A 20,286-nucleotide genomic window follows, 5' to 3' on the forward strand; every position below is an offset into this window, starting at 1 on the left:
ACAGTGTCGGGAGAGAAGAGGTCGAGCGTGAACGATGCCGGTGAATCCGTCCGGGGCGTCCTCGCCGCCAACCTGAAGCGGGTCCGGGCGCAGCTCGGGCTGTCGCTGTCCGAACTGTCCCGGCGGGCCGGGATCGGCAAGGCGACGCTCTCCCAGCTGGAGTCCGGCGCCGGCAACCCGACCCTGGAGACCGTGCTCGGCCTCTCCCGGGTGCTCGGCGTGCCGATCTCCGACCTGGTGGAGGCGCGGCCGGCCGACGAGGTGACGGTGGTGCGGGCGGCCGAGGCCGAGGTGCTGAGCGGCCGCGGCGTCGACCTGCGGCCCCTGCGCCGGATCGAGTCCGGGGACGCGGTGTTCGAGGTCTACGACCAGCAGGTGCGCACTGACGGCACCCAGATCTCCGGCGGGCACATCGGCACCGAGCACACCATCGTCCAGTCCGGCCGGCTGCGGGTCCGGGCGGGCCGCCGCGAGGTCGAGCTCGGCCCGGGCGACTACATCGGCTTCGACGCCGCCCTGCCGCACTCGTACACGGCCCTGGGCGGCGGGACGGTCCGCTCCGTCCTGCTCCTGCAGTACCGCGCCGACCAGCGCCTGCACCTCACCGACCCGGCGGGGTCCCCGGCTGCCGGGCGGTCCGTACTGGACCAGGAGCACTGAGCGGAGCCGTTCGGCATTCGGAGAGTCGTTCGGTATACCGAATGGACGCCCGCCGTGCCGGCTCGCGCGGCGCGCTCCGGACACCTGCTCCGGCCCCCACTCCCCTCGTGGTGGGGGCCGGAGCGGGCGTCCGCACTGCCGACCCGGGAGAGCATGCCAACCGCGGCGGCCGAATGGCCATGCATTAGCCTCTGGGCCTAATAGTCAAGAACGCGCCAGGTCAGGGCGGCTGTGAGGAGCCGGAGGTAGGTTCGTGATCGCACTGAGGTTCGGGGTCGCGGACCTGGCGAAGACCCGGTTCGTCATCTCGCCGCTCGACCACCTGATGGCCGGTTCGGCCCGGGTGGGCGTGCACCAGAGCGTCGGGTCGCGCAGCGAGCGCTGGTGGCGGGATGCCCGTCGGCACGTGCCCCACCAGGCCAGGCGCTTCCTCGACGTGGTCAACGCGAGTCCGATCGGCGTCCCCGACTTCATGGTGGCCGACCTCGACGCCGTCCGCCGGCAGCTGACCGACGAGCTCGACGCGCTCCTCGCCGTCCCGCAGCGGGCCGTCGAGGAGGACGTCGCGATGTTCGGCAGCGAGCCCGAACTCCCCACCGCCCTCGCCCGGTTGCGCGATGACGGCACCCGGGGCCTGCGCGAGGTCAGCGACGGCGCCTGGGCACTGTTCCGCACCTGCCTCGCCCCCGACTGGCCCGACATCCGCCGCGCCCTGGAGGCCGACATCGCCGAGCGGGCCCGCACCGTCGCCCGCGCCGGGATCGGCGCGATGCTCGACTCGATCCACCCGAAGGCGGTTTGGCGGGAGGAGGGGGTGCTGGAGTGCACCCTCGGCGAGCTGGAGGGCTCCTTCGAGCTGGGCGGCCGAGGGCTGGAGCTGCGGCCCAACTACTTCGTCCAGCAGGGCATCAGCCTGCTGGCCGGGCCGGACCGCCAGAGCCTGCTGCTGCACCCGCTCGCCGCCCCCGCCGCCGAGCCACCCGCCCGGCCGCCGGTCGCCGACGGCCTCGCCGCCGTCCTCGGCCCCGCCCGGGCCCGCGTCCTGCGCACCATCGCGGGCGGCCCCTGCTCCACCACCGAACTCGCCCGGCAGCTCGGCGTCACCCCGCCCTCCGCCTCCGCCCACGCCGCCGCCCTGCGCGCAGCCGGGCTGATCGTCACGAGGCGCCAGGGCAAGCAGGTCCGCCACACCCTCACCGACGTCGGCCACGACCTCCTGCTGGACAACCCGGAGCCCTCGCTGACCGTCGCGTAACGGCCGGTGGGGCGTCGGCGGGTCCGTCCGTCAACCTGCCTCCGCCGATCCCACCCACCCCTGTGCACGAACGGTACGAAAACGGGCCGTGAATTGTTCTCCGGCGGGGGCGCCGCCCGATCGGGCGCCGCGACGGCGAAGGTCGGGGTGCCCGGGATCCGGGAGAAGCGGGGCGTCGGCGGGCCCGGTACCGGGTTCCACCTGCGTACGGGCGTTCCGTGGGCGGGCGGCGCCGGTCGGTGGCAGGGCGGGAACGGCGGGTCGGTCATCTCTCGGCGGACCGGGACACCGCCCGGCGGGTGACCGGCGCAACGCCGATACTCGGCGCCGGTGTCGGCATCTCCGGGCATCATGGGCCGCGACGGGACGTCGCGGAACAGGCGGAACAGGAGTCGACCGATGAGAAGGCCGATGATGGAGTTCGGCTGCGCGAAGTGTTACGGAGAGGACGCGCAGGCCGTGTGGCGGGGGCAGCGGGAGCGGTTCGAGCACGAGGCCGAGGTCGTGGACGGCTCGCACTTCTCCGTCGCCGTCCGGCGCTGCCGGGACTGCTCGCAGCGGTTCGTCTGGATCTTCACCGAGTTCATCGACTGGATGGGCGGCGACGACGCCCAGTACGTGACGGTCATGCCGCTCACCGCCGCCGAGGCCACCGGCCTGGTCACCGGCGCCCTCCACCCCCTGGACCTCGGCGCCCTCGGCCGGGACCGCCGCCGCCTGGACCACGACTGGCCCACCGGCGGGCCGGCGGCCCTGCAGTGGAATTCCGGGCCGTTCCTGGTCCGGGAAGGGCGCTGAGGCGCCGCAGGGGAGGCGCCGCAGGGGTCGGAGCGGGGGGATCGGGGTGTTGATCGGCTGTCTACCGGCTGCTGTGAGCATGTGGTCGTCCGGTCAGGCAGGAAAGCAAGGAGCGTCAGCAGTGTTACGAACGTTTGGTGTCCGCGCGGTGGTTGCCGGGGCGGCCGTGCTGGCCGTGGTGGTGGGCGCCTTCGCCCTGGGCACGGGGGATCCCGTACGGCATGGGACGCCGACCACGCCGCCGAGCCAGGTCTGCGGCGGGTCGGAGGACGTGCAGTGCCTGTCCGGGAAGATCGTCTGGAACGGGACCGGCCTCGTCGTCGTCAAGCCTCAGGGGGTGTGACGGGCCGGGCGGTGGCGGCCGGCTCGGTCGGTGCGGTCGGCAGCAGCGTTGCGACGGCGGACTCCGGAGCGCTCTGCGGGCCGAGCAGCAGGTGCGCCTGCTCCTCGTGCTGCCGCGCGGCCGCGTGATCACCGCGGGCCGTCATCGCGTTGGCCAACACCAGGTGGGCGAGGGCGCGTTCACGCTGTCGCCCACCCTTCGTTGCGAGAGCCAGGGCCCGCTCCGCGTGCTGCACGGCCTCGTCCACCCGTCCGAGCAGCCGCAGGACGTCCGCCAGCCGGCTCCGGGCGGCCGACTCGCGGTCCAGGTCCCCGGCCGGGCCGGCGCGGTCGATGCAGGAGCGCAGCTGCGCCGCGGCGTCGTCGAGCCGGTCCAGCACCTGGTAGGCGAGGCCGAGGACGTAGTGCACGTACGCGGTCATCCCGGCGTCGGCGGTGGCGGTGGGGTTGTCTGCGGGTTCGGCGAGGAGCCGCCGGCAGGTGGCCGCCGCCTCGGCGGCGTGGCCGCTGCGGATCCGGGACAGGGCCGCGTTCGCGGTGCTCGCCACCTCGCCCGAGCGGTGGCCGAGTCGGCGGGCGAGGGCCGCCGACTCGTCGAAGGCGGCGATCGCCTCCTCGTGCCGCCCCTCGGCCTGGGCGATCAGGCCCAGGTCGTTCAGAGCCTGCCGGTGCACGGCCCGGTCGCCCGCCTCCTGGCAGGCCCGGGCCGCCCGGCGGGCCTGGTCGCCCGCCTCGTCGAGCCGGGCCCGGGCCAGCAGGACGGTTCCCAGGAGGAAGCGGGAACGGCCCTCCGCGGCACGGTCGCCGCGCTCGACCGCGGCGGCGATCAGCAGCCGGGCCGCCTCCTCCGCGCGGCCGCCGAAGGCGCCGAGGCCGAGCGGGCTGAGGGCGATCAGGAGGTCGATGGCGGAGCGTAGTTCGGCCGTCTCAGTCGCTTCAGCCGTATCGGGCGTCGGCGCGGTGGGCGCGTTCGCGTTCGCTTTCGCGTCCGTGGCGACGGCGGCCGCGAGGGCGATCGCTGCGGGGGTATCGGTTCGCGCCCACCGGCGGGCGTGCGGCAGATCCTTGAAGACCGGGCGGGCAGGCAGCGCCCCGCCGAAGACCTCGGCCACCGGGTCGCCGGGGACGGCGAGGGCGAAGGCCGTACGGGCCCGGCCGAGCAGCAGGGTCAGCAGCCGTTGGCGAGCAGCGGCTCGTTCGGCAGGGCCACGCCGCAGTGACGTCCGGCGGGCGAAGGCGCGGACCAGGTCGTGGAAGCGGTAGCGGCCGGGGGCCGTCGACTCCAGGAGCGCCTGGTCCACCAGCGACTCCGCCAGGCGCTCCGCCTGGTCGTCGGGCAGCCCCAGGACGGCGGCCGCCGACGCCAGGCCGATGTCCGGCTCCACCCAGGAGAGTTTGCGGAAGGCGGTGGCCAGGGGTGGTTCGAGCAGCAGGTAGCCGAGCTCGAAGACCTGCTCGATGGCGACGGTCCGGGTGCGCAGCGCGGTGATGCCCACGCGGTCGTCGGCCAGGCGCCGGACGAGATCGCCGATCGGTCGGTGGGGCGCCGAGACGAGTTGGGCTGCGGCGATCCGTACCGCGAGCGGGAGCCGGCCGCAGGCCTCGACCAGCAGCTCGGCCTGGTCGTTCTGGGCGGCCCGGCGTGCCGGGCCGATGACCGAGTCGAGCAGGCTGATCGCTTCGTCCTTGCTGAACACGTCCAGGGCGAGGTGCAGGACGGACGGCACGCTGCTGAGCATCGTGCGGCTGGTGACGAGCACCGCGCAGTCGGGGGAGCCGGGGAGGAGTGGCTGGACCTGGGCGTCGTCGCGGGCGTTGTCGAGGAGGAGCAGCAGCCGTTTGTCGGCGGTGATGGTCCGGAACAGTGCGGACCGGCCGGGGAGGTCCTTGGGGACGGCCTCGGGGCGGACGCCGAGGGTGGTGAGGAAGTCCGCGAGGATGTCGGACGGGCTGGCGGGCACCAGGTCGGCGCCGCGGAGGTCCGCGAGGGGTCGACGGCCAGTCGGTAGCCACCCGCCTGGGAGACCAGGACAGTGGGGGATTCGCGGGCCGGCTCCAGCAACTTCCGTAACTGGGAGACGTAGGAGCGGAGGGTGACGGTGGGAGAGCCGGGCGGTTGCTCGCCCCACAGGTCGGCGATCAGCTCATCCACGGTGACGACTGAGTCCGGCCGCAGAAGAAGGGCGGCCAGAACGGCCCGCTGCCGCGGCGCACCCAGTTGGATGGCAGCATCGGCGCGCTGCACCCGCAGCGCGCCGAGTAAGGAGAAGCTGAGTGGATTCGGGCCAGGGACTGTCCGCAAGACATCCTCCGTGATCTGAGCCAGCATCAGATCGCTGACCGAGCTACATCTTCGCTTGCGGAGAGTCCGAGTACAACATAGTCAGGCGGTGCCCGACTTCCGGGACAGTCGAGCAGCTTGGATTGCGGCGAGAGAGTCGGAGGGGCTGGGTGCAGTGTTCCGGAGGTGTCTCCAGTCCTGCTTCCAGCGCAGAACCTCGTCGGGATTGCTGGAGAACAGCGCCCCGAGTTCGGATTCCGAGTAGAGAAGAGTCGACCAGTCGGGAAGCAGGAGCATGATGGCCGGCCAGGCAAACGAGCGGTCCTCTCCGCGTGCGAATGGAAGGATCTGGAGCGTGATGTTCGGACGCTTGGCGAGATCTTCAAGTCGCTGAAGCTGCCCAATTGTCACGGCGTCGCCGCCGACTCACGTGTGGATTCAGCTCTCGTCCGGAACGAAATGCAACTGCGGTGCGTTTGGTCTCTCTAGAATGCGCTGGCGCGAGAGGGCGAATGCGGTGCGTTCGTTAGCTTGACTCTGGCTGATTGTGCCGCTGTACGCGGAGGAATTGTGAAGCGCCGCCGTCCTCCCCCTACCGGCCCTCGACCATCGGGGAGCGGGTCTTCGACGTCCGCTCGGGGTGCTGGGCCACCTTCGTGACTCCTCCCCCCGGATGAATCCGGGGGCTTCTCCTGTCGGTGGCTAGGCCACGGCGGGAAGGACCAGCCCGGCCCTGATCGCGACGTTCAGTGCGCCTACGCGGTCGGCGTTGTCGGTGTGCCCGCACTTGACGCATTTGGAAGGTTGCTTGGTTGGGGCGGTTGTCCGCGCTGATGTGCCCGCACGCTGAGCGGGGGCAGGTGCGGGAGCTGTTGCGGGCGTCCACGGGGATCACGATGCGACCGGCGCTTCCAGCCTTGTTCGCGAGGACGCCCAGGAAACACCCCCAACCCGCGTCCAGGATGCTCTTGTTCAGCCCGGCCTTGGCCGCAGCGCCGTTCGGCAGGAAACTGCCGGGTGTCTCGGGGTCGGGCCTGGGTATCGACTGGCGCTCGGCGAAGGCCACCGGCGTCGTCCTGATCGACCTCGGGGCCGCCCGGCCGGACGTCATCGAGCGGCTGGTCGTCGTCCTCCGCAGAGGTATGCGGCCGTAGTCGGCGCCGGCGTCATCGTCGTCGGGGGGCTCGTGATCGCGGGTGCCGTCCTCGTCGCGATCCCCGAGGGTGTCCCCACCTCCGCGACGGCGCTCGCCTTCGTCCTCATCTTCCTGACCGCATCAACGGGCGGATTCGCCCTCGCCGCAGGGTGGATAAGGACACGGCCCTAGCCACCAGCGCGGGCTTCGAGAACCTCGAAGCCCGCGCCGCGTTAAACCCGCGCGACTCCGGCGGTCGTCCCCGCGACAATGGCCGCCATGGAAGCAGTCGAACTCGTCGTCGCCCACAACGAGCGCGCGACCCTCCGCGTCGGCGACGTGTTCCTGAAGGTCGACGCCGACCAGGCCCGCACCGACATCGAGGTCGAGGCGATGGCCCTGGCACCGGTCCCGACCCCCGAAGTCCTGTGGCGCAAACCGCCCGTGCTCGCACTCGCCGCTCTCCCCGGCACGGCGCTCGGCCGCCTCGGCGAGCCGTCGACCGCCTCGCCCGCGGCGTGGGCGGCCGCCGGAGCCGCCGTCCGGAGGCTGCACGACGCGCCGCTGCCGCCCTGGCCCGGTCGGAGTGTTGACGAGCTCGCCTCGGGCCTCGACGACGAATGCGCCTGGCTCCTGGCGAACGACGTGCTCCCGGCCGACCTGGTCACCCGCAACCGCCGCATCGCCGGGCGTGCGCTGCGCCCGTGGACACCGGCGTTCATCCACGGGGACCTGCAGGTCGCCCACATCTTTGTCGCCGGTGACGAGGTCACCGGCGTGATCGACTGGTCCGAAGCGAGCCGGGGCGACGCCCTCTTCGACCTCGCCGTCCTGACCCTCGGGCACCAGGAACACCTCGGCGACGTCCTCGCCGGCTACGGCACCGATGTCGACCTCGACGTGATCCGCGCCTGGTGGTCCCTGCGCAGCCTGCTGGCGGTCCGCTGGCTGATCGAGCACGGCTTCGACCCGAACTCGCCGGGCTGCGAGTTCGACGTCCTGAGATCCCAACTCTGAGACGGGCGGCCTACACCGTGGGCGTGGTGCGCTTCGAGGAGGGGAAGCGGACGAGGCCGTAGACGAGGCACGCGGCTCCGAACAGGTAGGTGTACACGCCGTAGCTGATCGGGCCGATGCCGTGGCGGCTTGCCAGCATGCTGAAGAAGAGGACGATGATCGCGGTGTTGACGACCGCCGCAACACCGTGCAGGTACCGGGGCCAGCGCGGGACGGGGCGCGTGCGTCCGCGGCGCGCGAAGTAGAGCGCTGTCGCACAGGTGGCGGAGCCGAAGGCGGCGGCTGCGACGTACGGCCAGGAGCCCCGGGCCATGCTCGTGATGGCGACCGACGACCCCACCGTGGGCGGAAGGAACATGGCGAGGGCCAGGGCCGCGATGGCCAGCCAGAAGGGGAGGACGGAGGGCCGACGGGCCGGCGGAAGAGCGGGCGTCGGCGCGGCTGCGCTCGGCGGGGCGATCGCCGTGCCGGGCAGGGCGCGGGCGACGGGGGTGGGGAGCCAGGCCGTCGGCTGCGGGGCGTCGACCTCGGTGGGTGTCCGGTTCTCGACCGTCACCAGGGCGAGTTCCTGGATGAGGGCGGTCACCGTCGGCCGCTGTGCGGGGTCCTTGGCCAGGCAGCGGGCGATGATCTCCAGCCCCTGCGGTAGCTGCGAGAGGTCCGGTTCCTCGTACGCGATGCGGAAGTTGAGGGCCTGGGCCGAGCCGGTGCCGAACGGGCCGGTGCCGGTGGCCGCGTAGGCCAGCACGGCGCCGAGGGCGAACACGTCGGTGGCGGGGGTGACGGGCGCTCCGGTGAGCTGTTCGGGGGCCATGAAGCCGGGGGTGCCGACGATCATCCCGGTGCGGGTGAGCGCGGTGGCTTCGGCGGCCACCGAGATGCCGAAGTCGACCACCCGGGGGCCGTCCGGGGCGAGCAGGACGTTGGAGGGCTTGAGGTCGCGGTGGACCAGGTCGGCGGCGTGGACGGCCTCCAGTGCCTCGGCGAGGCCCGCGCCGAGGGCCCGTACGGAGTCCACCGGCCAGGGGCCGTGGGTGGCTATGGCCTGGTCCAGGGGCATGCCGGGGACGTAGGCGGTGGCGAGCCAGGGGGTCGCGCCCTCGGGGTCGGCGTCGACCACGGCGGCGGTGAAGAAGCCGTTGACCCGCCGGGCGGAGGCCACCTCGCGGGCGAACCTGCGGCGGAACTCCGGGTCCTGGGCGAGTTCGGGCCGGACCACCTTCACCGCGACCGCCCGCCCGCTGGGCGACTGCCCGAGGTAGACCCGGCCCATCCCGCCGGCGCCCAGCAGCCCGGTGATCCGGTACCGCCCCACCTGCCGCGGGTCGGTCGGCTGCAGCTCGTCCACCAGGCTCTCCCCTCGCCCCGTGCATTCCGGCTCAGCGTGATTACACACCAAGGCGGCTCGCATGCGCACCCTGTCGGCGGGTGGACGTGGGTGCCGGCGCGGCAACCAGCGCGGGATCCAAGGGGGTTCTCGGAGCCCGCGCCGAAGTGGCCGGTTCTCAGACGCCGTTGAGGGCGTAGCTGCGGAAGGTCGCGAGGAGCGGCAGGACTTCGGTCTTGCTCGGGTCCTCGGTGACGGCCCGCATCGCGTCGATCACCGTATGGGCGATGATCTTGGTGACGCCGAGGTCGTCGGGGGCGGCCACGGCGCCCCAGGCCTTGAGGGTCTGGGTGAGCAGGGCGCTCATCCTCGCTCCGATGTTGGAGCTGACCGCGTCGGAGATCTCGGCGATCTCCTCGTCGCTCATGCTGGAGCGCAGGCCGAAGGCGAGCGCCATCAGGGTGTCCATCGCGTGCTCGCCGTACGCGGCGACCAGCGCCGGCAACGGCTGTTCACCGGTGCTGCCCGCCGCAAGGGCGGACAGTGCCTCGTCGTCGTCCTTCCACGCCGCCTCCAGGGCGGCCAAGGCCCGCAGGGCCTCGTCCACGGTCAGCCCGTCTGTCATGGAAGGAACGGTATTCAGCCACCGGCACCCATGGCCATGCTTCGGACGGAGATCACACCTTCGAGCGAAGCAGGGTGGGTTCGGGCCGATGGACGTGGGCGAAGTGCTCCGCGTCCCAACTGCCGCCCAGTTCGGGGGCGAGCGAGGTGGCGGCGAGGGCGGCGAAGTCCTCGGCCTGTCCTGCCCGTTCCGGCAGGGCGCCGAGCAGCGGGGCCCCGGCCGAGCGCGGCAGGTCGGCCAGGTTGCAGCGTTCGGCCAGGCCGGGGGCTGCGGGCCAGGAGCCGACCACGACACCGGTGAGGGGGAGCCGTCGGGCCGCCAGCGCCTCCGCGGTGAGGGCGACGATGTTGAGCGTGCCGAGCCCCGCCGAGGCGATCAGCAGGACCTCGGCCGGCAGCCCGGCGTCGAGGACGGCCCGGGCCTGGTCGGCGAGGGTACGGCCCTCGTCGTCGTAGCGGACCAGCAGGCCGCCCGCGCCTTCGACCAGGACCAGGTCGTGGCCGGCGGCGAGTTCGGCGACCTCGGACACCACCTGGGCGGGGGAGAGGTACGGCAGTCCGGACCGCCGCGCGGCGGTGTCGGGTGCCAGCGGCTCGGGATAGCGGGCGAGTTCACGGATCGTCAGCTGGTCATCCGTCAAGGCGCCGGTGAGGCGCCGGACTTCGGCCGCGTCGCCGGGCTCCTCGTCGGTCACACCGGTCTGCCCCGGCTTGAGGACGGCGACCTTCCGGCCCGCGCGCAGCGCCGCCGAGGCGAGGGCCGCAGTGGCGACGGTCTTCCCGACGTCGGTGTTCGTCCCCGTCACGAACAGGATGCGGGCCGCCGTCCCGGCATCGTCGTGCGAGGTCGTCCCCCGGTCCTGCGCGCTCATCCCGCCACCGCCGCGGCGGTCACGGCGGCGGCGATCCGTGCCACGTCCGCGTCCTCCGTCACATAGGGGGGCATGGTGTAGATCAGGTCCCGGAAGGGCCGCACCCAGACGCCCTCGCGGGCGGCGGCCTCGGTCGCCGCCGGCACGTCCACCGGGTGGTCCAACTGGACGACGCCGATGGCCCCTTGGACCCGTACGTCGTGCACGCCCGGCAGGCTCGCGGCCGCCGCGAGGCCGTCGCGCAGCCCGCCCTCGATCCGCTTGACCTCCACCGCCCAGTCCTGCCCGAGCAGCAGGTCCAGCGAGGCGTTGGCGGCGGCGCAGGCCAGCGGGTTGCCCATGAACGTCGGGCCGTGCGCGAGCACCGGCATCTCGCCGCGGCTGATCCCGTCGGCGATCTCGCCGGTGCACAGCGCGGCGGCCAGGGTCAGGTAGCCGCCGGTGAGGGCCTTGCCGAGGCACATCACGTCCGGCGAGACGCCCGCGTGGTCGGCGGCGAACAGGGCGCCGCTGCGGCCGAATCCGGTGGCGATCTCGTCGAAGACCAGCAACACGCCGTGGCGGTCGCAGAGTTCGCGCAGCATCCGCAGGTAGGCGGGCGAGTGGAACTGCATGCCGCCCGCGCCCTGGACCACCGGTTCGACGATGACGGCGGCCAGCTCGTCGGCGTGACGCGCCATCAACTCCTCGAAGCGGGCCGCGTATTCGGCGTCGAGCGGGGCGTCGAACCCGGCCGGCGGCTGCGGCGCGAAGAGCTGCCCGGGCAGCACCCCGCCCCACAGGTGGTGCATCCCGCCGTCCGGGTCGCAGACCGACATCGGGTGGAAGGTGTCGCCGTGGTAGCCGCCGCGCCAGGTCAGCAGCCGGCGCTTCTGCGGCCGCCCGGTGGACTGCCAGTACTGCAGGCACATCTTCATCGCGACCTCGACCGCGACCGAGCCCGAGTCGGCGAGGAAGACGTGCTGCAGCGGCTCCGGGGTGATCTCGACCAGCCTGGCGGCCAGCCGGACGGCGGGCTCGTGGGTGAGCCCGCCGAACATCACGTGGCTCATCCGCCCCAGCTGTTCGCGCACCGCCTCGTCCAGGACGGGGTGCCGGTAGCCGTGGATCGCCGCCCACCAGGACGACATCCCGTCGACCAGCTCGCGCCGCCCGCCCGCGACGGGCTCGGCCAGGCGCAGCCGGACGCCCGAGGCGGACTCGACCACGTACGGCGTGACGGTGCCGGGCATCGGCCCGTACGGGTGCCAGACGTGGGCGCGGTCGAGGGTGAGCAGCGTGTCCGCGGACAGCTGGGGCATGGTGGGCGACTCTCCTGAGTGGTGGAACGGTCAGGCGTTGGGGGCGAGTTCGGTGCCGGCGCCGCGGCGGCGGACCTTGACCAGGTCGCTGCGCAGCTCGCCGTCCTCTGCGGCCTCCGTGGCCTCTTCGACCGACGAGGCCGACGCGGCCGCCGCGGCCGACGAGGGCGCGGCGTGCGCGTGCCCGCCGCACGGGCCGCAGCCGCCGCCGCTGCCACAGGCCGAGGCCGCGCTGCCGCAGCCGCCACCGGCGTGGGCCGCCTGGGCGGCCTCGGCGAGGTCGGCGCGGTGGCGCGGCAGGGTGGCCTCGCCGGCGCCCTCGACCTCGAAGCCGGCGTCCTTGATCATGTCGAGGTCGGCCTGCCCGGCCTGGCCCTCGCTGGTCAGGTAGTCGCCGAGGAAGATGGAGTTGGCGATGTGCAGGCCGAGCGGCTGCATCGAGCGCAGGTGCACCTCGCGGCCGCCGGCGATCCGCACCTCGGTGTCCGGGTTGACGAAGCGGACCATCGCCAGGATGCGCAGGCAGCGCTGCGGGGTGAGGTTCCACTCCTTGGCGAGCGGGGTGCCCTCGAAGGGGATCAGGAAGTTGACCGGGACGGAGTCCGAGCCCAGCTCGCGCAGCGCGAAGACCACGTCGACCAGGTCCTCGTCGCTCTCGCCCATGCCGGCGATCAGGCCGGAGCAGGCGGACAGGCCCGCACCGTGCGCCTTCTGCACGGTGTCCACCCGGTCCGCGTAGGTGTGGGTGCTGGTGATGGTCCCGTAGGTGCCCTCGGAGGTGTTGAGGTTGTGGTTGTACGCGTCGGCGCCCGCCGCCTTGAGGCGTTCCGCTTGGTTGTCGGAGAGCAGGCCGAGGCAGACGCAGATCTCGACCTGGGGGTCGGCCTCCTTGATGGCGGCCATCGTGTCGGTGACCCGGTCGATGTCGCGGTCCGTCGGGCCGCGGCCGCTGGCCACCAGGCAGACCCGCTTGGCGCCGCCGGCCACCCCGGCGCGGGCCGCGTCGGCGGCCTGGTCCGGCTTGAGCCACGTGTACTTGAGGATCTCGGCCTTGGACCCGAGCCGCTGCGAACAGTACGAGCAGTCCTCCGGGCAGAGCCCGCTCTTCAGGTTCACCAGGTAGTTGAGCTTGACCCGGCGGCCGAACCAGCGGCGGCGCACCTTGCCGGCCGCGGCGACCACGTCGAGCAGCTCGTCGTCGGTGGTGGCGAGGACGGCCAGGGCCTCCTCGCGGGTCGGGACTTCGCCGCGCAGGCCCTTGGCGGTGAGGGTATCGAGCAGATCCATGGGGTGATCCTGCCTGGTGGTGATCGAGCGGCGCCAGAGCAAACCCGCCAGAAGATCGGCGTGAGGATGTGCCGATTGCCACAGTGTCGAAGCTCACGGCGTCGGCGCTGGTCACGCGCTTGACGGTGGCCGGGGGAGGCGGTTACCGGCGGGTAGGTATCCGGTCGGTCCGAGGGGGCGCAGGGTGAAGATCGACAACCCCCGACCCAGTGATCCAGACCACCCGGGCGGTGCTTAGAATCTGCGCCATGACCACGCAGGGGGAGCGCACCCCGACTCCGGGAGAAGGCCGGGAAGGCCAGGCAGGACAGCGGACCGGCGGGGGCGCCGACACCGGCGGGACGGCCGCCGGAGCCCCGGGCCGCAGGCGGGGCCGACGGCTGACGGGCCGCCGGGCGGCGGGCTGGATCGTCATGGTCGGCGTGGTCGCCGCCGGCGGATGGCTCATCAGCCGCCCGATGCCCGGCGACTACATACCCGGGCTCGGCCCGTCCACCAAGGACTCGACCAAGACGCCGCCCGTGGTCGGCTCCGCGCCGCCGCGCACCGACCCCGAAGCCCTCAACGTCGACAACATCTTCCCCGCCCAGCGGCCCGTCGAGGTCGGCGCCTACAAGGCGCGGCGCAACGGCGCCCGGCAGGGCGAGAACTGCGCCGAGGTACTGCAGGACCGCACCCAGGACCCGCTGAAGGAGTCCGGCTGCCAGGCCTACCTGACCGTCAGCTTCACCGGCCAGGACCGCCCCGTCCTCAGCAGCGTCACGCTGCTGCGCTTCCCCGACCAGGCCTCCGCCGCCAAGGCCGCCGACGCCCTGCGGGCCAAGCCCGGTTCGGTCGCCTTCATCCTCGCGGACACCACCATCGCCCCCGCCCAGCCCGCCGGCGCCGCGAAGGCGGTCGGCGAGGCGCGGGTCGAGGCGGTCGGGCACTACGTGACCGTCACCAGCTCCCGCACCGGCGACGGCCGCACGGCACCCGGCACCCCGACCGGCGCGGGCGCGCCGGCCGCGACCGGCCCGACGCCCACCGCCACGACGCCCAGCACCGAGCAGATGCTGGACGAGGCCACCCGCGCGCTCTCCTACGCGGCCGGCTCGCCGTTCGTCTGGATGTAGGACGGCTGGACGCCAGACGGCTGGATGCAGGACCCCTGGATGTCAGGCCCCTGGATGTAGGACCGCCGGATGCGAGACCCCGGCGGTGAACGCCCGAGGGGGCCCGGCAACGCCGAGCCCCCTCACCGTGATTGACGCCCGGTCAGCCGCCCAGCCGGTCCACCGCGGTCACCCGCAGCACCGCCCGGCCCTCCTCGTCCGAACCGAACAGGTCCACCTCGGCGCTGATGCCCCAGTCGTGGTCGCCCTCCGGGTCGTCGAAGATCTGTCGGACCTTCCAGGCGGAGTCCTCCTCCTCGATGATCAGCATCTTCGGGCCGCGGGCGTCCGGGCCGGTGCCGAGGTCGTCGTACTCGTCCCAGTACCCGTCCATGGCGTCCGCCCAGCGGTCCGCGTCCCAGCCGTACTCGCCGTCCAGCTCGCCGAGTTCGTCCCAGTGCTCCAGCGCGCACAGCTCGACCCGGCGGAACATCTCGTTGCGCACCAGCACCCGGAAGGCGCGCGCGTTCGCGGTGACCGGCGCCGGCTTGTCGTCCAGCGTGACCTCCGCCGTGGCGGCCTCGGTCGGGTTGGCCAGCTGCTCCCACTCGTCCAGCAGGCTGGAGTCGACCTGGCGGACCAGCTCGCCCAGCCAGGCGATGACGTCCTTGAGGTCGTCCGTCTTCACGTCCTCGGGGACGGTCTGCTCCAGCGCCTTGTACGCACCGGCCAGGTAGCGCAGCACGATGCCCTCGGTGCGGGCCAGCTCGTAGAAGCCGACGTAGTCCGAGAAGGTCATCGCCCGCTCGTACAGGTCGCGGACCACCGACTTCGGCTGCAGCTGGTGGTCGCCGATCCAGGGGTGCGCCCGGCGGTACACCTCGTAGGCGTGGGTGAGCAGTTCCTCCAGCGGCTTCGGGTAGGTGATCTCCTGGAGCCGCTCCATCCGCTCCTCGTACTCGATGCCGTCGCGCTTCATCTCGCCGACGGCCTCCCCGCGCGCCTTGTTCTGCTGCGAGGCGAGGATCTGGCGCGGGTCGTCCAGGGTCGCCTCGACGACGGAGATCACGTCCATGGCGTACGAGGGCGAGGTCGGGTCGAGGAGTTCGAAGGCGGCCAGCGCGAAGGTGGACAGCGGCTGGTTGAGCGCGAAGTTCTCCTGCAGGTCCAGGGTGAGCCGGACGATGCGGCCCTCGGCGTCCGGCTCCGGCAGCCGCTCCACCACGCCGCCCTCCAGCAGCGAACGGTAGATGGCGATGGCCGTGCGGATGTGCCGGCGCTGCGCGGTCTTGTCCTCGTGGTTGTCGGTCAGCAGCTTGCGCATCGCCTCGAAGGCGTTGCCCGGGCGGCCGATCACCGACAGCAGCATCGCGTGGCTGACCTTGAACCGGGAGACCAGCGGCTCCGGATCGGCGGCGATCAGCCGCTCGAAGGTCTCCTCCGACCAGCCGACGAAACCCTCCGGCGCCTTCTTGCGCACCACCTTGCGCTTCTTCTTCGGGTCGTCCCCGGCCTTGGCGATCGCCTTGTCGTTCTCGATCACGTGCTCCGGCGCCTGCGCCACCACCTGGCCGACGGTGTCGAAGCCGGCCCGGCCCGCCCGGCCGGCGATCTGGTGGAACTCACGGGCGCGCAGGATGCGCACGCGCTGTCCGTCGTACTTGGACAGCGCGGTGAACAGCACCGTGCGGATCGGCACGTTGACGCCGACGCCGAGCGTGTCGGTCCCGCAGATCACCTTCAACAGGCCCGCCTGGGCGAGGCGTTCGACCAGCCGACGGTACTTCGGCAGCATGCCCGCGTGGTGCACGCCGATGCCGTGACGCACGAAACGGGACAGGTTGCGGCCGAACTTGGTGGTGAAGCGGAAGTTGCCGATCAGGTCGGAGATGGCTTCCTTCTCCGCCTTCGAGCACATGTTGATGCTCATCAGCGACTGCGCCCGCTCCACCGCCTCCTTCTGCGTGAAGTGCACGACGTAGACCGGCGCCTGGCCGGTCTGCAGCAGCTCCTCCAGCGTGTCGTGCATATTGGTGCGGCGGTAGTCGTAGAAGAGCGGCACCGGGCGGGTCGCGTTGCGCACCACGGTCGTCGGACGGCCCGTCCGACGGGTCAGGTCCTCCTCGAAGCGGCGCACGTCGCCGAGCGTCGCCGACATCAGCAGGAACTGCGCCTGCGGCAGCTCCAGCAGCGGCACCTGCCAGGCCCAGCCGCGGTCCGGCTCCGCGTAGAAGTGGAACTCGTCCATGACCACCTGGCCGATGTCCGCCCGCGCGCCGTCCCGCAGCGCGATCTGGGCCAGCACCTCGGCGGTGCAGCAGATGATCGGCGCCGTCGGGTTCACGCTCGCGTCGCCGGTCATCATGCCGACCTGCTCGGTGCCGAACATCTTGACCAGGTCGAAGAACTTCTCCGACACCAGCGCCTTGATCGGCGCGGTGTAGAACGTCCGCTGCCCCTCCGCCAGCGCGGCGAAGTGCGCCCCCGCGGCCACCAGGCTCTTCCCCGAGCCGGTCGGCGTCGCCAGGATCACGTTGTTCCCCGAGACCAGCTCGATCAGCGCCTCCTCCTGCGCCGGGTACAGCGTGATCCCCCGTTCCTCCGCCCAGGCTGCGAACGTCTCGTACAGCGCATCGGGCGTGGCGGGCTTCGGCATCAGATCAAGGAGGGTCACCCGGCTATCTTGCCTGCTCGCCGCCACCCCGGGCAAAGCCCGGGGTCACTTGGCGGGGACGACGGGGGCACGCTCGACCAGGTGGACGTCGGGGCAGCCCTCCTGGCGGACGACCTCCCGGGCGGTACGCAGCGCGAGGTCGGCATAGTCCTGGACGACCTCCCGGGTCGGCCGTCCCGACAGCGTGGTGGCGCCGGAGACGACGATCTCGCGGTAGACGTTGTCCGCGGGTGACTGCCGATGGCTGTCGCACCGGAAGAGCACGCGTGGCGCGGCGCCGCGATAGATCCAGCCGCTCGTCCCGGTGCCGAGGTCGAGCGTCGTCGTCCCGTTGTTCGCGGCCACGGCGGAGGTCATCGATCGGACCTCCGACTGGTAGGTGGACTCCAGCACCTGCGTGACCTCGATCTCCACGGCGAACTCACCGGAGGCGGGGCGCCACGCCACCCCGCACCGCACCGTCTGGCTGCCCCCTGACAGGTCGCCTCCCGAAGAGATCTCGTGGGCCTGGCCGTCCGCGCCGACCAGGGGCCTGATCTGGTCGCCGGTGAGGAGCCCCCAGCACGCACTGGCCGGGACATCGACCGACTGCCAGGGCTTCCACACGTAGAGCCCGCCGCCCACCGCCGCCGCCACCACGAGGGCGACGGCGGCGTGCCAGGGGCGGACCCGGGACGGCCGCCGGGGCGGGTCGTCCGGGGACGGCGGGATGATGTGGGCGACGTCAACCATGTCTCAACACTCTCGGTCGTGGTGGGAGGTACGGCTCGCTTCCGGATGCCGGTCCTACTTGCGGAAGGCCGTGCCGAAGCTGTCCCTGCCGCTGGTGTAGCCGGTGTTCTCCTCCTGGGCGGCCCGGCGGGCCACGTCGTCGAGGTAGTTGGGGTCGACGCCTGCGGTGCGCCCGGCGTCGCGGACCGCGTTGACGATCGCCTGCTGAGCGTTGGTCTCGGCGTTCTGCTTCGCCGCTACGGCCTCGTCGCTCGCGGCGTTGTGGGTGTCCACCTTGTAGCCGGCGGCGACGTTGTCCATGATCTGGTTGGCCACGTTGTCGACGCCCTCGCCGATCAGCGGTGCCCGCTCCTTCAACGCGTCACCGGCGAACGACCAGAGCTGGCCGGCGAGTTCCCGTTTGGTGTCGATCGCGGCGTTGTACTCGGCGTCGCTGGCGGCGTGCTTGTTGTACACCTCGTCGACCATCGCGCTGGTGATCAGGCCGTTGACCTGGCCGGCCGGCTTGGCGAGGTTCTCGACCGCCATGGCCATGTCCTTGTGCAGCTCGGGATGGGCGAAGACGTCCTGGATCTGGGCCGTGGTGTAGGCCTGCTGCCCGGCGGCGATCGCCGCGTAGGCGTCCGGGTTCCGGCCGAGCGTGCCGACCAGGCGCGTCACGGCGCCCTGGTCGAGGAGCTTCGACGTGCCGCCCGCCCCTTCCAGCGAGTCCTGGACGTCGCCGATGTAGTTGGCGGTCATGTTGCCGAGGCTGCCGTTGAGGTTCGCGAACTGTCCGCCGTTGAGGAGGTCCGGACCGTCGCCGGTACCGAATCTGTTCACGACCTGCTGCATGACGGACTTCATGTCCGCCGTGTGCTGCGGGAACTTGCCGTGCACGTCGTCCCACGCCCTACCCGTGGTCGCGGCCTCCAGGGCGTGGCCGAGGGAGGTGACGTCGAAGGGGTCGGCGGTGCCCGGGTTCGGCCGCGGCGGGTACTGCTGGTCGAGCAGCAGGGAGCGGGAGCCGCTGTCGGTGAGCATCTTGAGGTAGGTGTTCTCCCCGCCGGTGCTCTTGACCGTGCCGTCCGGGTTGTAGGTGGTCGGCGCGTCGTGGAAGAACTTGGTGGCCGCCTCCGGGCTGTGCCCGAGCGCGTCCAGGATCGAGGACATCGGGTTGATGCCCCGGATGTTGCCGTCCTTGTCGGGCACGCCGATGAACTTGAGCTCGGTGAACGGGTACGTGGCCTTGGAGGCCGCGTCCCAGCGCATCGGGTTCTCGTTGGTCAGCTGGGTCACGTGCTCGGCGATCGGGTCGAGGAAGTGCGCGTCGTACTTCCCGTTCCGCAGGACGTTGGCCAGGATCTGGTAGCCGTACGGGCTGTGGGCGGGGTCGGCGCCCGCGGGGACGGGGATCTGCTTGGCGCCGGCGGCGCGCAGCCTGGTCTCCCAGTCGTCGGAGACGTGCGGCACCTGCTTGGAGTCGGTCGCGGTGGCGAGGGTGAGGCCCAGGTCCTTCTGGATGCCCTTGACCGCGGCGCTGCGGGCGGAACTGCCGCCGTAGTCCGCGCTCTGCGCCATCGCGCCGTACTGGGCGAGGAAGGTCGCCGGGTCCTGCTTGCCGTAGAAGGAGGTCGCGAAGCGAGGGTCGCCGTTGTGGTGGTCCAGGATGCTCTGGAGGTGCTGGAGCTGGGCGTCGCTGGCGTTGGCTCCGAGGCCGAGGATGTAGGTGGCCTCCTTGGCCTCCTCCTCCGGGATGCCGCCGACCGGGGTGGCGTTGAACGTGCCGCTGTCGCTGCCGGTGTCGGTGCCCAGGGCGTTGGTGGCGGCGATGTCGGCCTCGGTGGCGCGGTCGAGCGCGTCGCCGATGGCCTTCGCGGCGGTCTCGGCCTTGGCCTTCCAGCTCTTGGCGTACTCGGGGTCGCGCTTGTCCTCCTGCGTCGTGGGCGGCGGCCAGTGCACCGCGCCCTCGCCGTCGACGGTGAGGCCGTCGGCGGTGGCGTTGTGCACCGCCGTGTCGAGGTCCTTCTTGGCGGCGGTGATCTCGTCGTGGGCGTCGCGGAGGGTCCTGGCGATGCCCGAGGCCTCCTCGAAGGCGGCGTGGATCTGGTCGCGGCCCCAGGTGAGCTTGGCGGTGGCGAGGCCCGCGGCGTCTCCGTGCCAGCCGGACTGCTGGACGGTGCCGATGACCTCGTTCTGCATCCGCCGGGTGAGGTCCCAGTTGCGGACGAGGGTTTCGAAGTCGCCCGCCGCCGAACCGAGGCTGCCGAGGTCGACCTGCTGGAGCTGGTTGAACGTCACCATGTCTTCGTCGTGTCCCTGCTTCGCGCGGCCGTCAGGCCTTCGCACCCTGCTGGAAGCCGGCGCTGACGTCCGACTCGGTCTTGGCGTAGCTCTGCGAGGTGCTCTGGAGCCGGTTGCCGATGTCCTCGATGCTGCTGCGCAGGCCTTCCGCCTGGGCGGACCACGTCATCCACAGGCCCGTGAGCCCGGTGCCGAGGGACCACCCCTTGAGCGCGCCGGCTGCCGCGTTGACGTGCTCGCCGGGCTGGGACAGTTCGGTCTTGACCGAGTCGCGCAGGGCGAAGGCGTTCTGCGCCGCCTGCTGGAGCACCGCCGGGTTCGCCTTGACGGTCTGGCCGCCGCCCAGCGAGACCGGGGCGTCGTTGGCCCCGGCCAGGTCCGGGAACTGCTTCTTCGCGTCCGCGGTCAGGTTCCCGTTGGCGTCGAACAGCCACGGATTCATCCGGCGCTCGAATTCGAGGTCCGCCACTTCTCATTCCCCCCGGTTGAAGATCGACAAGGAGCGTAGCGAACGGGTGAGGACGAATTCCCCCGGTCTTTGCGAGAGCGTGATGAATTTTTTGCGCAACCAGAGGTTTGGGTGAGTTGAAAGTGGAATGCAGGT

Annotated in this window: 17 protein-coding genes and 3 pseudogenes; 7 read left to right on the forward strand and 13 right to left on the reverse strand. The window is 72.1% G+C overall.

The genetic code is table 11. The annotated features are described in order from the left end of the window. Positions 1-27 precede the first annotated feature (27 nt). The 4 genes from CRP52_RS29825 (at position 28) to CRP52_RS29840 (ending at position 3,056) form a co-directional block, all read left to right on the forward strand. The gene (locus CRP52_RS29825) at positions 28-660 is read left to right on the forward strand and encodes a helix-turn-helix domain-containing protein (protein ID WP_097239219.1); all 633 of its coding nucleotides are present in this window, start codon (positions 28-30) and stop codon (positions 658-660) included. 253 nt (positions 661-913) lie between these two features. After that, a complete protein-coding gene (locus CRP52_RS29830; RefSeq protein WP_097239220.1) occupies positions 914-1,915 on the forward strand; it encodes an ArsR/SmtB family transcription factor in 1,002 nt (333 codons plus the stop codon). 399 nt (positions 1,916-2,314) lie between these two features. After that, the gene (locus tag CRP52_RS29835; RefSeq protein ID WP_218893134.1) at positions 2,315-2,713 is read left to right on the forward strand and encodes a hypothetical protein; all 399 of its coding nucleotides are present in this window, start codon (positions 2,315-2,317) and stop codon (positions 2,711-2,713) included. A gap of 121 nt (positions 2,714-2,834) precedes the next feature. Next, a complete protein-coding gene (locus tag CRP52_RS29840) occupies positions 2,835-3,056 on the forward strand; it encodes a hypothetical protein (RefSeq protein WP_097239222.1) in 222 nt (73 codons plus the stop codon). Here CRP52_RS29840 and CRP52_RS29845 read toward each other — a convergent pair. The 4 genes and pseudogenes from CRP52_RS29845 to CRP52_RS39965 all read right to left on the reverse strand — a co-directional run. Beyond that, the gene (locus CRP52_RS29845) at positions 3,037-5,016 is read right to left on the reverse strand and encodes a tetratricopeptide repeat protein (protein ID WP_097239223.1); all 1,980 of its coding nucleotides are present in this window, start codon (positions 5,014-5,016) and stop codon (positions 3,037-3,039) included. The two genes, CRP52_RS29840 and CRP52_RS29845, sit on opposite strands and share 20 nt — an antisense overlap. Positions 5,017-5,066: 50 nt before the next feature. Then, a pseudogene (locus CRP52_RS40925) lies at positions 5,067-5,384 on the reverse strand (AfsR/SARP family transcriptional regulator); the annotation flags it as partial. A 54-nt stretch (positions 5,385-5,438) separates the two neighbouring features. Next, positions 5,439-5,750, reverse strand: a pseudogene (locus tag CRP52_RS40930) (Scr1 family TA system antitoxin-like transcriptional regulator); the annotation flags it as partial. A gap of 288 nt (positions 5,751-6,038) precedes the next feature. Next, positions 6,039-6,375: pseudogene (locus CRP52_RS39965) on the reverse strand (zinc ribbon domain-containing protein); the annotation flags it as partial. On the opposite strand from CRP52_RS39965, the gene CRP52_RS38575 reads away from it, so the two are divergent. Then, entirely contained in the window at positions 6,320-6,490 is a 171-nt protein-coding gene (locus CRP52_RS38575; RefSeq protein WP_179852966.1) for a hypothetical protein, read from the forward strand. The pseudogene CRP52_RS39965 and the gene CRP52_RS38575 sit on opposite strands and share 56 nt — an antisense overlap. Positions 6,491-6,750: 260 nt before the next feature. Beyond that, a complete protein-coding gene (locus tag CRP52_RS29860; protein WP_097240444.1) occupies positions 6,751-7,488 on the forward strand; it encodes a phosphotransferase family protein in 738 nt (245 codons plus the stop codon). A 10-nt stretch (positions 7,489-7,498) separates the two neighbouring features. Here the strand turns inward: CRP52_RS29860 and CRP52_RS40645 are convergent, their stop codons facing one another. The 5 genes from CRP52_RS40645 to bioB all read right to left on the reverse strand — a co-directional run bounded on the left by CRP52_RS40645 (position 7,499) and on the right by bioB (position 12,899). Next, positions 7,499-8,836, reverse strand: a complete 1,338-nt coding sequence (locus CRP52_RS40645) for a serine/threonine-protein kinase (RefSeq protein WP_306458896.1) — start codon at positions 8,834-8,836, stop codon at positions 7,499-7,501. 157 nt (positions 8,837-8,993) lie between these two features. Then, a complete protein-coding gene (locus tag CRP52_RS29870) occupies positions 8,994-9,440 on the reverse strand; it encodes a hypothetical protein (RefSeq protein ID WP_097239224.1) in 447 nt (148 codons plus the stop codon). A 52-nt stretch (positions 9,441-9,492) separates the two neighbouring features. Next, positions 9,493-10,311, reverse strand: coding sequence for a dethiobiotin synthase (bioD, locus tag CRP52_RS29875; protein WP_097239225.1), 819 nt, complete (start codon positions 10,309-10,311; stop codon positions 9,493-9,495). Continuing rightward, a complete protein-coding gene (locus tag CRP52_RS29880) occupies positions 10,308-11,612 on the reverse strand; it encodes an adenosylmethionine--8-amino-7-oxononanoate transaminase (RefSeq protein WP_097239226.1) in 1,305 nt (434 codons plus the stop codon). Before CRP52_RS29880 ends, bioD begins: the two co-directional genes overlap by 4 nt. Before the next feature lie 30 nt (positions 11,613-11,642). Then, the gene (gene bioB, locus CRP52_RS29885; protein ID WP_097239227.1) at positions 11,643-12,899 is read right to left on the reverse strand and encodes a biotin synthase BioB; all 1,257 of its coding nucleotides are present in this window, start codon (positions 12,897-12,899) and stop codon (positions 11,643-11,645) included. Between the two features lie 248 nt (positions 12,900-13,147). Here bioB and CRP52_RS29890 point away from each other — a divergent pair, with 248 nt between their 5' ends. Continuing rightward, complete coding sequence (locus tag CRP52_RS29890; RefSeq protein WP_143685858.1) at positions 13,148-14,014, forward strand: hypothetical protein; 867 nt, start codon at positions 13,148-13,150, stop codon at positions 14,012-14,014. 142 nt (positions 14,015-14,156) lie between these two features. Here CRP52_RS29890 and CRP52_RS29895 read toward each other — a convergent pair whose 3' ends face one another. From CRP52_RS29895 to CRP52_RS29910, 4 genes are all read right to left on the reverse strand, one after another. Further along, positions 14,157-16,649, reverse strand: a complete 2,493-nt coding sequence (locus tag CRP52_RS29895) for a DEAD/DEAH box helicase (RefSeq protein ID WP_373560577.1) — start codon at positions 16,647-16,649, stop codon at positions 14,157-14,159. 63 nt (positions 16,650-16,712) lie between these two features. Beyond that, on the reverse strand, positions 16,713-17,399 hold the full coding sequence (locus CRP52_RS29900) for a hypothetical protein (RefSeq protein WP_097239230.1): 687 nt from the start codon (positions 17,397-17,399) through the stop codon (positions 16,713-16,715). A 54-nt stretch (positions 17,400-17,453) separates the two neighbouring features. After that, entirely contained in the window at positions 17,454-19,682 is a 2,229-nt protein-coding gene (locus CRP52_RS29905) for a hypothetical protein (protein ID WP_097239231.1), read from the reverse strand. 31 nt (positions 19,683-19,713) lie between these two features. Further along, positions 19,714-20,151, reverse strand: a complete 438-nt coding sequence (locus tag CRP52_RS29910; protein ID WP_097239232.1) for a WXG100 family type VII secretion target — start codon at positions 20,149-20,151, stop codon at positions 19,714-19,716. Positions 20,152-20,286 lie beyond the last annotated feature (135 nt).

The organism is Streptomyces sp. 1331.2 (assembly GCF_900199205.1).
Classification (GTDB): domain Bacteria; phylum Actinomycetota; class Actinomycetes; order Streptomycetales; family Streptomycetaceae; genus Kitasatospora.